The sequence below is a fragment of the Streptomyces sp. NPDC004435 genome (assembly GCF_042873895.1).
Lineage (GTDB): Bacteria > Actinomycetota > Actinomycetes > Streptomycetales > Streptomycetaceae > Streptomyces.
Window position 1 is genome coordinate 50,836 of sequence record NZ_JBIAMB010000018.1, and the last position, 14,880, is coordinate 65,715.

The 14,880-nt window shown below is 74.7% G+C and carries 15 protein-coding genes; 6 read left to right on the forward strand and 9 right to left on the reverse strand.

Features of this window, described 5'->3' with window-relative positions; translation table 11 throughout:
- The first annotated feature begins 268 nt into the window (after positions 1-268).
- Both ACFYT9_RS28695 and ACFYT9_RS28700 read left to right on the forward strand, forming a co-directional pair.
- Complete coding sequence (locus ACFYT9_RS28695; RefSeq protein ID WP_389168562.1) at positions 269-1,468, forward strand: MFS transporter; 1,200 nt, start codon at positions 269-271, stop codon at positions 1,466-1,468.
- A gap of 35 nt (positions 1,469-1,503) precedes the next feature.
- Positions 1,504-1,935 carry a heme-binding protein gene (locus ACFYT9_RS28700; protein ID WP_376603139.1) on the forward strand — a complete coding sequence of 144 codons (432 nt, stop codon included), beginning with the start codon at positions 1,504-1,506 and terminating at the stop codon, positions 1,933-1,935.
- A gap of 24 nt (positions 1,936-1,959) precedes the next feature.
- On the opposite strand, the gene opcA is transcribed toward ACFYT9_RS28700, so the two are convergent.
- Both opcA and ACFYT9_RS28710 read right to left on the reverse strand, forming a co-directional pair.
- Positions 1,960-2,874, reverse strand: coding sequence for a glucose-6-phosphate dehydrogenase assembly protein OpcA (gene opcA, locus ACFYT9_RS28705; RefSeq protein ID WP_389168564.1), 915 nt, complete (start codon positions 2,872-2,874; stop codon positions 1,960-1,962).
- 83 nt (positions 2,875-2,957) lie between these two features.
- On the reverse strand, positions 2,958-3,557 hold the full coding sequence (locus tag ACFYT9_RS28710) for a DoxX family protein (RefSeq protein ID WP_389168565.1): 600 nt from the start codon (positions 3,555-3,557) through the stop codon (positions 2,958-2,960).
- A gap of 192 nt (positions 3,558-3,749) precedes the next feature.
- Here ACFYT9_RS28710 and ACFYT9_RS28715 point away from each other — a divergent pair, with 192 nt between their 5' ends.
- The 3 genes from ACFYT9_RS28715 (at position 3,750) to ACFYT9_RS28725 (ending at position 6,389) form a co-directional block, all read left to right on the forward strand.
- Complete coding sequence (locus ACFYT9_RS28715) at positions 3,750-5,144, forward strand: dipeptidase (protein WP_389168567.1); 1,395 nt, start codon at positions 3,750-3,752, stop codon at positions 5,142-5,144.
- Between the two features lie 51 nt (positions 5,145-5,195).
- The gene (locus ACFYT9_RS28720) at positions 5,196-5,822 is read left to right on the forward strand and encodes an HdeD family acid-resistance protein (RefSeq protein WP_389168568.1); all 627 of its coding nucleotides are present in this window, start codon (positions 5,196-5,198) and stop codon (positions 5,820-5,822) included.
- Between the two features lie 144 nt (positions 5,823-5,966).
- Positions 5,967-6,389: a DUF350 domain-containing protein gene (locus tag ACFYT9_RS28725; RefSeq protein WP_189851624.1), complete on the forward strand. Its 423-nt coding sequence runs from the start codon at positions 5,967-5,969 to the stop codon at positions 6,387-6,389.
- Positions 6,390-6,426: 37 nt separating this feature from the next.
- Here ACFYT9_RS28725 and ACFYT9_RS28730 read toward each other — a convergent pair whose 3' ends face one another.
- The 5 genes from ACFYT9_RS28730 to ACFYT9_RS28750 form a co-directional block, all read right to left on the reverse strand.
- On the reverse strand, positions 6,427-6,927 hold the full coding sequence (locus tag ACFYT9_RS28730; RefSeq protein ID WP_389168570.1) for a hypothetical protein: 501 nt from the start codon (positions 6,925-6,927) through the stop codon (positions 6,427-6,429).
- Positions 6,924-8,369, reverse strand: a complete 1,446-nt coding sequence (locus ACFYT9_RS28735) for a WGR domain-containing protein (protein ID WP_389168571.1) — start codon at positions 8,367-8,369, stop codon at positions 6,924-6,926. Before ACFYT9_RS28735 ends, ACFYT9_RS28730 begins: the two co-directional genes overlap by 4 nt.
- 71 nt (positions 8,370-8,440) lie before the next feature.
- On the reverse strand, positions 8,441-9,292 hold the full coding sequence (locus ACFYT9_RS28740; RefSeq protein ID WP_389168574.1) for an alpha/beta fold hydrolase: 852 nt from the start codon (positions 9,290-9,292) through the stop codon (positions 8,441-8,443).
- A gap of 119 nt (positions 9,293-9,411) precedes the next feature.
- Positions 9,412-10,122, reverse strand: coding sequence for an ABC transporter ATP-binding protein (locus tag ACFYT9_RS28745; RefSeq protein WP_376603256.1), 711 nt, complete (start codon positions 10,120-10,122; stop codon positions 9,412-9,414).
- A gap of 61 nt (positions 10,123-10,183) precedes the next feature.
- Positions 10,184-11,674 carry an ABC transporter permease gene (locus ACFYT9_RS28750; RefSeq protein WP_389168576.1) on the reverse strand — a complete coding sequence of 497 codons (1,491 nt, stop codon included), beginning with the start codon at positions 11,672-11,674 and terminating at the stop codon, positions 10,184-10,186.
- A 274-nt stretch (positions 11,675-11,948) separates the two neighbouring features.
- Between ACFYT9_RS28750 and ACFYT9_RS28755 the strand changes: the two genes are divergently transcribed.
- A complete protein-coding gene (locus ACFYT9_RS28755; protein WP_389168578.1) occupies positions 11,949-12,344 on the forward strand; it encodes a nuclear transport factor 2 family protein in 396 nt (131 codons plus the stop codon).
- Positions 12,345-12,375: 31 nt separating this feature from the next.
- Here ACFYT9_RS28755 and ACFYT9_RS28760 read toward each other — a convergent pair whose 3' ends face one another.
- Positions 12,376-13,419, reverse strand: coding sequence for a S66 peptidase family protein (locus ACFYT9_RS28760; protein WP_389168580.1), 1,044 nt, complete (start codon positions 13,417-13,419; stop codon positions 12,376-12,378).
- 233 nt (positions 13,420-13,652) lie between these two features.
- Complete coding sequence (locus tag ACFYT9_RS28765) at positions 13,653-14,864, reverse strand: ROK family protein (RefSeq protein WP_389168582.1); 1,212 nt, start codon at positions 14,862-14,864, stop codon at positions 13,653-13,655.
- Between the last annotated feature and the right edge of the window lie 16 nt (positions 14,865-14,880).

Genomic DNA, 14,880 nt, shown 5'->3' on the forward strand with positions numbered 1-14,880 from the left:
AGTGGATCATAAACACGCGGAAGTTCTGCAATGCCCCAAGATCACCCGTATGCACCAGGGGCGAGAAAAGGATTCACCGCCCCGTCGACGGCCCGGGCGGCCGCGGCGCCACGGGGCGCACGCCCGCGCGCACCACGCGGGGAGATGACCTGCCTCCACACACCCACCCGGAGTACACCCATTAGCCGCGTTTGCAGATATGGCGCGTCTGCAATTATTGTGGTGGCACGTAACAAGCCCACTCAAGCAATTATGGAAGCGGGGAACCATGCCGCTCGCTCTGCTCGCCCTGGCCGTCGGGGCCTTCGGGATCGGCACGACCGAATTCGTCATCATGGGCCTGCTGCCCGGCATCGCCGCCGACTACGGCGTCTCCATCCCCACCGCGGGACTGCTGGTCACCGGCTACGCGCTCGGCGTGGTCGTCGGGGCGCCGCTGCTGACCGTGCTCGGCGGCAGCGTGAGCCGCAAGCGGATGCTCATGCTGCTGATGAGCCTCTTCGTGGCCGGGAACATACTCTCCGCGCTCGCCCCGAGCTTCGGGATGATGCTGACCGGCCGCGTGGTCGCCTCGCTCGCGCACGGGTCGTTCTTCGGGATCGGGTCCGTCGTCGCCGCCGGGCTCGTCGCGCCGGACCGGAAGGCGGGCGCGATCGCCACCATGTTCACCGGGCTGACCGTCGCCAACATCGTCGGCGTGCCGCTCGGCACCTTCATCGGGCAGGCCGTCGGCTGGCGCACCACCTTCGCGGTCGTCGCGGCGCTCGGTGTGGTCGGGCTGCTCGGCATCGCCCGGCTCGTGCCCGCCATGCCGGCTCCCGAGGGGGCCAGGCTGGGCCGGGAGCTGACCGCCTTCCGCAATCCGCAGGTGCTGCTCGCGATGGCGATGACCGTGCTCGGCTTCGGCGGCGTCTTCGCCGCCATCACCTACATCGCCCCGATGATGACCGAGGTCGCCGGCTACTCCGAGGGCGCCGTCACCTGGCTGCTCGTCCTCTTCGGCACCGGCATGTTCCTCGGCAACCTGATCGGCGGCCGGTACGCCGACCGCGCGCTGATGCCCCTGCTGTACGTCACCCTCGGCGGGCTCGCGGTCGTCCTCGCGCTCTTCACCGTGGCCGCCCACCACAAGGTCCTCGCCGCGGTCGCCGTCCTCCTCGTCGGGGCGCTCGGCTTCGCCACCGTGCCGCCGCTGCAGAAGCGCGTCCTCGACCAGGCCCACGGCGCGCCCACCCTGGCCTCCGCCGTCAACATCGGCGCCTTCAACCTCGGCAACGCGCTCGCCGCCTGGCTCGGCGGGCTCGTCATCGCCGGCGGCTTCGGCTACACCTCCCCGAACTGGGTCGGCGCCGCCCTCGCCGCCGCCGCGCTGGGGCTCGCCTTCTGGTCCGCCGCCCTGGAGCGCCGGGCCCCGGCGCCCGCGCCGGCCGAGGCCGCCGCCCCCGCCCGTACCCCCGTCCACCACTGATCCACCGCACCCCACCCCCCGAGGAGAAGAGCACCATGAGCACCACCACCACGGTCACCCCGCTGACCACCGCCGACGCCGAGGTCCTGATCGCCGCCGCGGGGCGCGCGGCCGAGGCCGCCGGGGCCACCGTGAGCGTCACCGTCCTGGACGCGGGCGGGCACCTGCTCGCCTTCCGCCGGGACGACCGCTCCGTGCTGATCTCCGGCGAGACCAGCACCCGCAAGGCGTACACGGCGCTCCAGCTCGACGCCCCGACCTCCGAGCTCGTCGAACTGGTCAAGCCGGACGGGCCGTTCCACAGCCTGACCACCGCGCTGGACCGGCCCCTGCTCTTCATCGCGGGCGGGGTCCCCGTCCACCGCGACGGGCGTCTGGTCGGTGCCCTCGGCGTCGGCGGCGGGGCCCCGGAGCAGGACCACGCGTTCGCCTCGGCCGCCGTGGCCGAGCTGGACGCCCGGGGCTGACGGCCCGGCCCACCGCGCGGCGGCTCAGGAGAAACGACCCTCCAGGGCCGCCGCGTAGGCGTCGTCGGGATCGAGGTGGCGCAGCTCCTCGGCGATCAGCTCCGCGGTGGTGCGGACCTTGAGCGCCATGACGCGGCTCGGCTGGCCCGGGATGGCGAGCCGGGCCACCGGACCCTCGGGCCGGTCGATGCGGATCTCCCCCTGCGGGGTGCCCATCCGGACGGCGGTGACGACCGGGCCCTCGGAGACGATCCGCTCCACCGGGACGCCGAGCCGGACCTCGAACCAGCGGGCCAGCAGCTCGGCGCTCGGATTGGCCTCCTCGGCCTCCACCGCCGCCGAGACGACGTCCTTGCCCGCCTGGTCGAGGGCGGCGGCCAGCATGGAGCGCCACGGCGTGAGGCGGGTCCAGGCGAGGTCGGTGTCGCCGGGGGCGTACGAGGCGGCCCGGGCGTCCAGCGCGCCGAGCGGGTCCTCGACCGCGTACATGTCGGTGATCCGCCGCTGGGCGAGGGCGCCGAGCGGGTCCTTGGACGGGACGGCGGGGGCGTCCACCGGCCACCACACGACCACGGGGGCGTCGGGGAGCAGCAGCGGCAGCACCACCGAGTCGGCGCGGGCGCCGAGTTCGCCGTGGAGGCGGAGCAGCACCGTCTCGCCCGAGCCCGCGTCGGTGCCGAGGCGGACCTCGGCGTCGAGCCGGGTCACGTTCCGCTCGCGGGGCGACAGCGCGCGGCGGCGGATGACCACGAGGGTGCGCGAAGGGTGTTCCTTCGACGCCTCGTTGGCGGCCCGCACGGAGTCGTAGGCGTTCTCCTCGTCGGTGACGATCACGAGGGTGAGGACGACACCGACGGCGGGGGTGCCGACGGCCCTCCGCCCCTCCAGGATCGCCTTGTTGATCGCGCTGGAGTTGGTGTCCGTGAGATCGATCTTCATTGCCCGGCGCCCGTCCCTTCCTCTGCGGCGAGCCTAACGCCCCCCACGCGCGCGCGTGGCACGCGGGCGGGGCGCACGGGGTGTCAGCCGGAGGCCGGCTCGTCGGTGGTCCCGGTCCCGTCGGCCCGGTCGCCGTCGGAGCCGTTGGCCAGGTCGGCCTCGGTGGCGGCCTTCTCCGCCCGGGCCTGGGCCCGCTTGCCGACCACGGCCGCGGCGGCGAGCGCAGAGCCGACGAAGGCGGTGGCCACCACCCAGGGGCGGTCGAGGACATGGCCGGTGGCGTGGTCCAGGGAGTAGCGGCCGGCGCCGGTGACGCCGAGCGCGGCGGCGGTGAAACCGAGGAAGGCCGGGTACTCGTAGCCGCCCGCCTGGGCGAAGAAACCGGCCGGGGCGTGCACGGAGACGGCGCCCGCCATGGCCCCGGCGGCGGCCGCGCCGGCGGCGGGGGTGGCGAGACCGAGGGCGAGCAGCGCGCCGCCGCCGGCCTCGCCGAGGCCCGCGGCGATGGCGGACTGGCGCGGCGGGTGGAAGCCCATCGCCGCCATCCCGTGCGCGGTGCCCTCGATCCCGCCGCCGCCGAACCAGCCGAAGAGCTTCTGGGTGCCGTGCGCGGCGAGCACGGCACCGGTGCCGACCCTCAGCACGAGGAGCCCGAGGTCGCGTCGGTTGGGGTGGGCGGCCATGACGTTCTCCAGGTGCGGGAGGGGACGCGTACCTCCCCACTGTCGGCGCGCGGCCCGCCGCCCGCCGCCCGGGAGGCCGCTCTGTTACGCCACTTGAGTCATGTTTTGCGGCGTTTGCCCGGCATTGCTTGACTGGGGTGGCCGTCGCCGTGCCCGGGCCGCCCGGGCACGGCCCGAGGGAAGTGGGTACGCATGACCTCCGAGTCCACCGACACGGCCGCGCTCCGGGAGCGGGTCCGGGCCCTGATGCCGCGCGCCGAGGAGGACCTGACGGCACTGGTGGCGATGCGTTCGGTGGCCGACCCGCGCCAGTTCCCGCCCGAGGAGTGCGCGAAGGCCGCCGACTTCCTGGTGCGGGCCTTCACGGAGGCGGGGCTGAGCGACATGCGGCGGGTCACCACGCCGGACGGCTCGGACGCGGTGGTCGGGCACGCCGAGGGCCCCGAGGGCGCGCCGACCGTCCTCCTCTACTGCCACTACGACGTGCAGCCGCCGCTCGACGACGCGGCCTGGCGGACCCCGCCCTTCGAACTGACCGCCCGCGACGGGCGCTGGTACGGCCGGGGCGCGGCGGACTGCAAGGGGAACATCGCCATGCACCTCACGGCGCTGCGGGCGCTCGGCGGGGGCGAGGGGGCGGGCTTCCCTGTGCACATCAAGTTCGTGGCGGAGGGGTCGGAGGAGCAGGGCACCGGCGGCCTCGAACAGCTGGTGCCGATGCGGCCCGAACTCTTCGACGCGGACGCCCTGCTGATCTGCGACACCGGCAACTTCTCGCTGGGGCTCCCCACCACGACGACCTCGCTGCGCGGGCTGACGAACGTGGTGGTGACGGTCTCCACGCTCAAGGGCGAGATGCACTCGGGCATGTTCGGCGGCCCCGCGCCGGACGCGCTGGCCGCGCTCGTACGGATCCTGGACGGGCTGCGCGACGCACACGGGAACACGGCGATCGCCGGGCTCCCGGCCGACGGGGTGTGGGACGGGGTGTCCTATCCGGCCGAGCAGTTCCGCACCGACGCGGGCGTCCTGGACGGGGTGCGTCTCGTCGGCACCGGGTCGGTCGCGGACGAGCTGTGGGCGCGGCCCGCGGTGACCGTCCTCGGCATCGACTGCCCGCCGGTGGTGGGCTCCTCCGCCGCCGTGCAGGCGAAGGTGCGGGCGCGCGTGAGCCTGCGGGTGCCGCCGGGCACCGACGCGGAGAAGGCCCGGGAGGCGCTCACCGCCCATCTGGTGGCGGCGGCTCCGTGGGGCGCGCGGGTCGAGGTGGAGGCGGAGAGCGCCGGGCAGCCCTTCCGGGCCCGCACCGACGGGCCAGCGTACACGGCGCTGGGGGCGGCGCTGCGCGAGGCGTACGGCGAGGACATGGTGCAGTCGGGGCAGGGCGGTTCGATCCCGCTGTGCAACGTGCTCGCGGACCGGTTCCCGGACGCGGAGATCGCGCTGATCGGCGTGGAGGAACCGGGGTGCCTCATCCACGCCCCCAACGAGAGCGTCGACCCCGCCGAGATCGAGCGGATGGCGCTGGCGGAGGCGCTCTTCCTCCGCTCCTACGCCGAGGCGCACGCGCGCGTGGCCGGCTCGTGACGGGGCGGCGGACCCAGGAGAACCGACGGCACGTGAACGGAGACCGATCCCATGACGCAGACGCATGACCGCCCGCACGACCGCCCGCAGGACCGGAGCGCCCGGGACGGGGTGCCGCCCGGCCCGCTGACGTTGCTCGCCGGAGCGGCCTGGCAGGCCCTGCTGATCGCCGGGATCGTCGCGCTCGTCCTCGGCGTCCTGGTGCTGGTGTGGCCGGGGGCCTCGCTGCTCGCGGCCGGCGTGCTCTTCGGCCTCTACCTGCTCTTCAGCGGGGTGATGCAACTCGTCGCCGCCTTCGGCACGCACGCCACCACCGCGCTGCGCGTGATGGCCTTCATCAGTGGCGCCCTGTCGATCCTGCTGGGCCTGTTCTGCTTCCGGGGCGCGACACAGTCGATCCTGCTGCTGGCGCTGTGGATCGGCATCGGCTGGCTCTTCCGGGGCATCACCCAGACCGTGGCGGCGGCCTCGGACCCGGCGATGCCCGCCCGGGGCTGGCAGATCTTCCTCGGCCTCGTCAGCGCCGTCGCCGGCGTGGTGCTGATCGTCTCCCCGCTGGAGTCGGTCGCGGTGCTGACGCTGCTCGGCGGGATCTGGCTGATCGCGGTCGGCGCCGCCGAGATCGTCACCGCCTTCCAGGTCCGCTCCCGGGCCAAGCACCTTCCGCCGGGCGCCTGATCCGCCCCAGGAGGTCCCGCTCGTCCGGTCCGCCGTCCGCCCGATCTCCGGGCGGGCGGCGGACCGGCTTGTTCCGTGCGCTAGATTTTGCCGGTCCATGACCGTCGATCGCTCGCGATCACCACTCTCCGGAGCCGGCTTCCCATGACCGACATCGTCAACGGCCTCGGCCGTGCCACCGCCTACGGCGCCCTCGGCGTGGTCCTGCTCATCCTCGGCATCGTCCTGGTGGACATCCTGACCCCCGGCAAGCTGGGCCGGCAGATATGGGAGGACCGCAACCGCAACGCGGCCGTCCTGCTCAGCTCCGCCCTGCTCGGCATCGGCGGGATCGTCTTCACCTCCATCTGGACGACCTACGACAACTTCGGCAAGGGCCTGGCCTCCACCGCGGCCTTCGGCCTCCTCGGCCTGGTCATGATGGCCGTCGCCTTCCTGGTGGTGGACCTGGTGACGCCCGGCAAGCTGGGGGCCACGCTGGTGGACCCGGAGCCGCACCCGGCGGTCTGGGTGACCGCCTCCTGCAACATCGCCGTCTCCGCGATCGTCTCCGCCTCGATCGCCTGACCGCGCGCCGCTCCGCGCCGGCCCGGTGTCCGTCCGCTCAGGACGGGCCCGGGCCGGCGGCCGTTCCGGCCGGTCCCGCCGGTTCCACCTCCAGGAAGCGGCGGCCGCGCGGCCCCTTGTAGAGCAGCGCCTCCCAGCCGAGGCGTCCGAGGACGTCGGCGCAGGCGGCGAGCGCCTCGGCCTCCCGCCCGGCGGCGCCGGAGCCGGGCGGCCCCAGCCACTCGACGACGGCGGTGGCCGGCCGCTCCCCCGCCCTCACCCGGTAGCCGGTCGCCGTCCGCGCCCCGGCGGCGTCCACCGCGGAGGGGGCGAGCCCGCCGCCCTCCAGGGCCAGCGCCACGGCCCGTACCGGCCGCGTCCGCTCCCACAGCGCGGGTACGGCTCCGGCGCCGGGCGCGGCGGTGAGCCGCCGGATCTGCCGGAGCCCGTCGAGGGCGGAGCGGACCTCCCGGGAGCGCTGCTCGGCGTCCCCGGTGAAGGGCGGTCCGTCGCCCGTCGCCGGCTCGAACGCCTCCTTGCCGCCCGGGTCCCGGCTCACAGCAGGCGCCGGATCTCGCCGCGGACCCGGTAGAAGCCGCCGGCGGCCGGGTGCAGGGCCTCGACCACGAACCGGGCGCCGGGCTCGCGGATGGCGCGCGGGAACTGCACGTTCCACGACGGCTCGTAGCCGGGGCTGATCACCCGGACCCGGCTGCGGCCGCCCTCGGGGGCGACCTCGACGACGATCGAGCCGGCCGGGGCCTCGCCCACCGACGTGACGGAGGCGACGGCGGAGACGGCGGTGGCCGGGGTGTAGGTGGGCAGCGCGGCGGCCAGCTTGACGTCCCGGACGACGGGGACGCTGCCCTGCTGGGCGGCCTCGATCGCCGCCTCGCTCGCGTCCACGCAGACCAGCGAGCCGTCGGTGGTGACCAGGTACAGCCGCTCGTCGCGGTACTGCATGGAGAGCGCCGAACCGCCGCCGGTCCCCAGCTTCCACAGCCGGGTGCCGTCCTCGGCGAAGCAGTAGACGGAGGAGGACGAGTCGCCCGCGAAGACGAACCGGCCGCCGGGCGAGGTGGCGCAGGAGTACACGACGGCGTCGCAGGTGTAGACGGCCTCGACCCGGCCGTCGCTCTTCGCCAGCCGCTGGACCTTCTTGCGGCCGGTGCCCGCGTAGACGGCGGCGTCCTCCTGCCAGCCGAAGAGCACCGCGCCGTCGGTGCCGGTGTGCCACAGCTCGCCCGAGCCGTCGTGGGCGTACGCGGTGACGCCCCGGGTGTCGCCGTAGTAGACGGCGCGGGAGTCGGCCCGGACCATCCAGGCGTGCTCGCCGCGGCCGGAGCGCGCCCACTGGTGCTCGTCCTCGTGGTCGATGACGGTGAGCCGGCCGGAGCGGTCGGCCACGTCCAGGACGCCCTCGTGGATGTCGAGCCAGAAGATGTCGACGTCGGAGGTGATGTCGTAGGCGGCGAACGGCAGCTTCGAGGAGAGGTCGTAGACCTTGCCGTCGTCGCAGCCCGCGTAGATCCAGAAGTCGTCCGCGACCAGGCACTTCACACCGTCGGGCAGGCTGAACCGGGCCAGCACCTCGCCGCCGTGGGCCAGGGTGAAGACGTCCCCCGCCTGGTTGCCCACCCAGATCCGGTCCTCGTCCACGTGGATCCCGAAGGCGGCGGAGCCGGTGCGGAAGCGCCACAGGACGGGGGCGACGGAGCGGGCGGTGGAGGGCGCGGAGCTGACCGCGCGGCGCGTGACGGCGCGGGCGGCGCGCTGCCCGGGGACGGCCGGCGCGTACCCCTTGCGGACCTTCTCGCCGATCTTCTTCGCCGCCGCGGCGTGTGCCTTCTCCGCGGTCGCGAAGGAGGAGCGCTGGGTCTGCCCGGCCGCGCCGATCCGGCCGTACCGGACCGACACCTCCAGCCCCGTGACGGTCACTTCGTAGAACTTGTGGGCACCGCCGCCGTCCTGAGACAGCTCCAGATAGGTCGTCGTCGTCATGATCCGTACGGTAGGGGGCGCCACTGACAACGGCCTCCCGCGAAGCCGTGGCCGAGGGGCCCGGCGGGTGCTCAGCACGTGACGCGCTCGATCCAGGCGGTGAGGTCGGCGACGACCTCGGCGCGGTTGGTCTCGTTCAGGACCTCGTGGCGGGCGCCCTCGTAGCGGTGGTAGGCGAGGTCGGTGAGGCCGGCCTCGCGGTAGCGGGAGACCAGCAGGTCGCTGTGGGCGAGACGGCCGTTGAGCGGGTCGCGGTCGCCGACGAAGAGGGCGACGGGCAGGCCGGCGGGGATGCCCCCGGGGGCGGCGAGCCGGCCGGCGGCGTCCGCCATGTGGGCGAGGCCCTGGAGGTCGAGGCCGAAGCCGCAGAGCGGGTCGGCGAGGTAGGCGTCGACCTGCGCCTCGTCGCGGCTGAGCCAGTCGGCTTCGGTGCGGACGGGGGCGAAGGGGGCGTTGAAGACGCCGAAGGCGCCGTGGTCGGCCCGGGGCGCCGCCGCGAGGGCGGTGAGCAGGGCGTCGACGGCGGTGGTGCCGGAGAGCGCCACGGCGTCCACGAGCTCCGCGTGGTCGAGCAGGAACTGCTGGGCGGCGAACGAGCCCATGCTGTGCCCGAACAGGACGACCGGGACGCCGGGGTGCCGCTCCCGGGTCGTACGGGTGAGGGTGGCGAGGTCGCCGACGAGGCGGTTCCAGCCGTCGGCCCCCAGGTGCCCGGGGCCGGCGTGCATCGACAGGCCGTGGCCGCGGTGGTCCGGGGCGAGGACCGCGTATCCCCGGGCGGTGAGGTGCGCGGCCAGCGGGGCGTAGCGCAGGCCGTGCTCGCCCATGCCGTGGGCGATCTGCACGACGCCGCGGACGGGGCCCTCGGGGTGCCAGGCGTGGACGTGGACGCGGACGCCGTCCTCGGAGGTGAAGGTGAACATGGCGCGTTCCGGCTCCTCTGCCCGCTCGCCGATCGGATCACGCCACCGTAGGCCCCTTTCGGCACGACCGGACAAGGCTGCGCCGGCGTGATCCGCCTCTCAGGCACTCCGACGGCGCATCAGCCTCCCTTCACGGCCTCCCCGATGGCCGCCTTCGGGTTCTCCGAGACCGTGACGCGACCCTTGCGGATGGTGGCGAGGCGCGGCGCCCGGCGGGCGAGGGCGCTGTCGTGGGTGACCATGACGAAGGTCAGGCCGTGCTCCCGCCAGAGCCCTTCCAGGAGGTCGGCGATCTCGTCGCGGGTGGTCTCGTCGAGGTTGCCGGTGGGTTCGTCGGCGAGCAGCACCTGGGGCCGCTTGACCAGCGCGCGGGCGATGGCCACCCGCTGCTGCTGACCGCCGGAGAGCTCGGAGGGAAGGTGGCCGAGGCGCTCGCCGAGTCCGACGGAGTCCAGCGCCTCGGCGGCCCTGCGGCGCCGCTCGGCGGGCTTGACGCGGAGCGGGACGAGCGCGGTCTCCACGTTCTCCTGGGCGGTGAGCGTGGGGATGAGGTTGAAGCTCTGGAAGACGAAGCCGATGTACTGGCTGCGGACGGCGGTGAGCCGGCCCTCGGAGAGCCTGCCGAGGTCGGTGCCGTCGAGGAGGACGCTGCCGGCGGTGGGGCGGTCGAGGCCGCCGAGCATCTGGAGCAGGGTGGACTTGCCGCCGCCGGTGGGGCCCTGGATGACGAGGCGGTCGCCCTGGGCGATCTTCAGGTCGATCCCGGCGAGGGCGTCGACTCTCTCCTGGCCGCGCCGGTACTGCTTGGTGACGCCGATGAGTTCGTACATGGGTGGGACTCCTGGGGTGCGGGAGGGGGCTCCTGCGGTACGGGGGAGGGCGGGGCGGCGGCTACGCGACGCGGCGCAGCGCGTCGGCGGGGCGCAGCCGGGAGGCGCGCCAGGCGCCGAAGGCTCCGGCGACGAGGCCGCCGACGAGGGCGAGGAGGACCGCGAGGCCGACGGTGGTGAGGCTGACGGGGGCGGTGAGCGCGATGTCGACGGTGCGGCCCGCGGCGGTGCGGACCGCGCCGGGCCCGGCCGTGCCGCCACCGAAGGCCATGCCGCCGCCGCGTCCGGCGAACCCGCCGGTGGAGGCGCCGAGTTCGGCGGTGAGGGTGGGGCTGACGGCGGTGACGGCGTAGGCGCCGGCGAGGCCGACGGCGATGCCGAGGGCGCCGCCGATGACGCCGTTGACGAGGGCTTCGCCGACGACCTGGCGGGTGACGCGGCCGCTCTTCCAGCCGAGTGCCTTGAGGGTGCCGAACTCGCGGACGCGGCGGCTGACGGCGGCGGAGGTGAGGAGTCCGGCGACGAGGACGGCGGCGAGGAGGACGGCGTACGAGAGCCACTTGCCGACGCTTGAGGCGAGGCCGGCGGCGGTGTCGAGGGAGCCGGAGACGGTCTGCGCGAGGTCGGCGGAGGTGGTGACGGTGGTGCCGGCGACGTTCTTCTGGATGGCGGCCTTGACGGCCTCGATCCGCGTCGAGTCGGTGGCCTTGACGTAGACGGTGGTGACCTTGCCGGCCGAGCCGGAGAGGGTCTGCGCCTTCCTGAGCGGGAGGTAGACCTGCGCGGTGGACTGGCCGCTGTCGGCGGTGGCGATGCCGATGACCTCGAACTTCACGCCCTTGACGGTGAGTTCGCCGCCGACGGCGAGATCCTGCTGCTGGGCGTAGGCGCTGTCGACCACGACGACGGCGGCGTCGGTCTCGGTGGTCGCGAAGGTGCGGCCCTGGGTGAGGGTCGAGGTGGTGAGGGGGCCGAGGTCGGGGCTGGTGACGTCGGTGCCGTAGAGGGTGAAGGAGTCGACGTCGAAGGCGGCGCCGCCGCCGGTGACGGTGTCGCCGGGGCTTCCGGAGGCCCCGCCCTGGCCGAAGCCCTGGCCCTGACCCTGACCCTGGCCCTGGCCTTCGCCGCGCTGGATCTCGCCGCGCCGGAACTCGCCGTCGATCTTCAGGTTCACGAGGCTGAGGCCACCCACCGCCCGGTCGACGCCGGACTGCTTCGCGACGGTGGCGACGGTGGAGTCGGCGAGGGTCTGGAGGCCCTGGACCATGAGCCGGTCGCTGCTCTGCTCCTCCCCGTCGCCCCGGCCCTGGAACTCGAAGCGGGGCCGCGCCGGCCGCGCGCCCTCGGCGGGCCGCTCCTGGGCCTTGGTCACCGTGAGGTCCGTGCCGAGTCCGTAGAGGGATTCGAGGACCTTGCCCTGGGCCTGCTTCATGCCGGCGGAGACCGAGGTCACGACGATGACCAGCGCGATGCCGAGCGCCAGGCCGGAGGCGACGACGAGCGCCGCCTTTCTGCGGCGGCGCAGTTCGCGCCGGAGGTAGGTGAAGAACATGGGCGCGAAGGTAGGGGCGCCGCGTGAGGCCGGGATAAGGCCCGCGTGAGAGCCGGATGAGAGCGCGGCGGCGCCCTCCGGGCGGGGGCGCGGAGGCTCCGGACCCAAGCGCGCGGACCTCACGCCCTCGGGACCACCGGACACCCTCCGGACACCCCAGACCCTGCTCCCCGGCGCTCCCCTGCGGGTCCCTGGACAAGCCCCCGCCAGGAACCTACCCTCCAGTACACCTATTCAACTCGTTGAGTACGGCCAGAGCCGCCGTGGAGGTCCCGTGCACCCCTTCCGTACCGCCGTCGAGAACCGCGACCAGGCCGCCGTCGAGGCGCTGCTCGCCGAGGACGTCGTCTTCACCAGCCCCGTCGCCTTCAAGCCGTACGCCGGCAAGGCGATGACCGCCGCCATCCTCCGCGGAGTCCTGCGCGTCTTCGAGGACTTCACCTACGTCCGTGAGATCGCGAACCCGGACGGACGCGACCACGCCCTCGTCTTCACCGCCACCGTCGACGGCAAGCGGATCCAGGGCTGCGACTTCCTCCACTTCGACGAGGACGGACTGATCGACGACTTCACCGTCATGGTCCGCCCGCTCACCGCCGCCCAGGCCCTCGCCGCCGCCATGGGCGCCCAGTTCGACCGGATCGCCGGGGAGGCCGCGGCCGGGGCCTGAGCGGACTCGCGCCCCGGGCCGGGGCCCGGCCTCAGTAGGTGACGGTGATCCGCCGGGCGGGCCCGTCGACGCGGACGGTGCCGCCGTACGGGATCACCACCTGCGGGTCGGTGTGGCCGAGGTCCACGTCGAACACGGCCAGGGTGTCGGGGGCGTAGGCGTCGAGCGCGCGGAGCACGGCGGCGCGCTGGGCCTCCCGGTAGGCGGCCCGGGCGGCGGCGCCGTTCGGCGCGTCGAAGGACCAGGCGCGGGCCCGGCCCATGAGGAGGGCGGAGAAGCGGGCGAGCAGGCCCCGCTCCCCCATGGCCCGCAGGATCCGGAACACCTCGTCGGCGGAGGGCAGCATCTCGGAGGTCTCCAGGAAGAGCACCCCGCCCTCGTACGCCTCGGGATCGGCGATCTCCCCGCCCGCCATGAGGAGTTGGGCGACGATCTCCAGGCAGCCGCCCCAGCTGCGGCCCTCGGCCACCCGCTCGGCCCGGTGCCAGTGCCAGGGCCCGGCGGGCTCCATGACGGGCGCGGAGTCGAAGGTGCGGGGGTCCTCCCAGGGCCGCTCGACGTCGTTGGTGTCGGTCGGCGCCGGGAGTTCGTACGGCCCCGAGCCGAGGAGCGCGGCCCGGACGGAGGCGTCGGTGACCGGGTGGACGGCGCCGGGCCGCCCGAACTGGGTCATCACCGAGGCCCCGTGGAAGCCGACCACGCCGAGGTTCCACAGCCGCATCAGCAGGTTGGTGTTGTCGCTGAACCCGAAGAACGGCTTGGGGTGGGCGCGGATCAGGTCGTCGTCCAGGTGCGGCAGGACGGTGATCTGGTCGTCGCCGCCGATGGTGGCCACGACCGCCTTGATCGTGGGGTCGGCGAAGGCGGCGTGCAGGTCGGCGGCCCGGTCCCGCGCGGACGCGCCGAGCCTGCGTGTGGTCGGGTACTCGACGGGCACGAGCCCGTACTCCTCGGACAGGCGGCGCAGCCCGAGCTCGTGGGGCAGCGGCAGCACCTCGGGCAGCCCGGCGGCGGGCGACAGGACGGCGACCCGGTCTCCGGGGCGCGGCTTGGGGGGAACGATGATCTCCGGCATCCCCGCACCCTAGGGCCTGTCGTCAAACTCCCGTCGTCGCCCGAAGGGCGGCCCCGCGGCGTCAGGTGCGTGCTCTCGGCGAGCCGGGCACATGCCCTCGTACTGGGCGTACTCGGGCTTGTGTCCGGTGCGGCGAGAGCGCGTGCATGGCGTCGTGGGGCAGACGGGAGTTTGACGACCGGCCCTAGTGCGGGCGGAGCCGTGCCGACCTGCCTGTTTCCGCCCGGCGGCGGTCAGCGGGCGGGGACCGCCGGTGTGTGGGCGAGGGGGTCGGTGAGGACGTCGTGGAGGACGAGGGCGGCGGCGCCCCGGGCCGCGTCGGTGGCCGGGGAGGCGGCGCGCAGCCGGGCGGCGTCGGCGGGCCAGAGGCCGGAGACGACCCGCTCGGCGAGCTCGGCGGTGACGGCGGGGGCCAGCCAGGGCAGCAGGCGGGGGTAGATGCCGCCGAGGACGACGGCCTCGGGGTCGAGGAGGTTCACCGCGCCGGAGAGCGCCCGGCCGAGCATCCGGCCGGCCTCGCCGAGGGCCGCGAGCGCCCGGGGGTCGGCCCGCTCGGCGCGGGCCGCGAGGTCGTCCACGGAGTCGGCGCCCGCGGCGCCGAGGAGCGCGGCCTGGCCGGCGTACTGCTCCAGGCAGCCGCGCGAGCCGCAGCGGCAGCGGGGGCCCTCCGCGTCCACGACCAGGTGGCCGATCTCGCCGGCGAAGCCGTGGGCGCCGCGCAGGAGTTCGCCGTGGACGACGACGGCGCCGCCGACGCCGGTCTCGCCGGTGAGGTGGAGGAAGGTGCGGGGCCCGTCGGCGGCGCCGAAGCGGAGCTCGGCGAGGGCGGCCATGTTGGCCTCGTTGTCGGAGGCGACGGCGAGCGGCGGGGCGGTGGGGCGGAGCACGGCGAGGGCGTCGCCGAAGAGCGTCTCGGCGGGGGTGTCGTGCCAGCCGAGGTTGGGGGCCTGGCGGACGGTGCCGCCGGAGAGCAGGCCGGGCAGGGCGAGCGCGGCGCCGGCCGGGCCCAGGCCGAGCGCCTCGGCCTCGGTGAGCGCCTCGGCGGCGATCCCCGCGGCACGGGCGAGGACGTCGGGGGCGGCGGCGCGGTTGTCGACGCGGACGGTGCGCCGGATCCGGTCGGTGCCGGTGAGGTCCACGAGGCAGACGGAGACGTAGGCGACGTTGATCTCGACGCCGAGGCCCGCGGGGCCGGTCCCGGCCGGCTTGAGGACGGTGCCGGGGCGGCCCGCCTGGCCGCTGAAGGTCTTGCCGGACTCGATCAGGAACCCGAGGTCGAGCAGCTGCTCCACGAGGGAGGAGACGGCCGGCCGGGTGAGGCCGACGCGGGCGGCGACGGCGGCCCGGGTGGTCTCGCCGGCGTCGTGGACGGTCCTGAGGACGAGGCTCAGGTTGTGCCGGCGCACGCCCGACTTGTCGGCCTTGGGTTCCGTGGGCTGGTTCATGGTGAGCGTGAGCCTA

Coding starts and splice junctions, on each gene's coding strand:
- ACFYT9_RS28695 (WP_389168562.1), top strand. CDS start 269: ATGCCGCTCGCTCTGCTCGCCCTGGCCGTCGGGGCCTTCGGGATCGGC.
- ACFYT9_RS28700 (WP_376603139.1), top strand. CDS start 1,504: ATGAGCACCACCACCACGGTCACCCCGCTGACCACCGCCGACGCCGAG.
- opcA (WP_389168564.1), bottom strand. CDS start 2,874: ATGAAGATCGATCTCACGGACACCAACTCCAGCGCGATCAACAAGGCG.
- ACFYT9_RS28710 (WP_389168565.1), bottom strand. CDS start 3,557: ATGGCCGCCCACCCCAACCGACGCGACCTCGGGCTCCTCGTGCTGAGG.
- ACFYT9_RS28715 (WP_389168567.1), top strand. CDS start 3,750: ATGACCTCCGAGTCCACCGACACGGCCGCGCTCCGGGAGCGGGTCCGG.
- ACFYT9_RS28720 (WP_389168568.1), top strand. CDS start 5,196: ATGACGCAGACGCATGACCGCCCGCACGACCGCCCGCAGGACCGGAGC.
- ACFYT9_RS28725 (WP_189851624.1), top strand. CDS start 5,967: ATGACCGACATCGTCAACGGCCTCGGCCGTGCCACCGCCTACGGCGCC.
- ACFYT9_RS28735 (WP_389168571.1), bottom strand. CDS start 8,369: ATGACGACGACGACCTATCTGGAGCTGTCTCAGGACGGCGGCGGTGCC.
- ACFYT9_RS28740 (WP_389168574.1), bottom strand. CDS start 9,292: ATGTTCACCTTCACCTCCGAGGACGGCGTCCGCGTCCACGTCCACGCC.
- ACFYT9_RS28745 (WP_376603256.1), bottom strand. CDS start 10,122: ATGTACGAACTCATCGGCGTCACCAAGCAGTACCGGCGCGGCCAGGAG.
- ACFYT9_RS28750 (WP_389168576.1), bottom strand. CDS start 11,674: ATGTTCTTCACCTACCTCCGGCGCGAACTGCGCCGCCGCAGAAAGGCG.
- ACFYT9_RS28760 (WP_389168580.1), bottom strand. CDS start 13,419: ATGCCGGAGATCATCGTTCCCCCCAAGCCGCGCCCCGGAGACCGGGTC.
- ACFYT9_RS28765 (WP_389168582.1), bottom strand. CDS start 14,864: ATGAACCAGCCCACGGAACCCAAGGCCGACAAGTCGGGCGTGCGCCGG.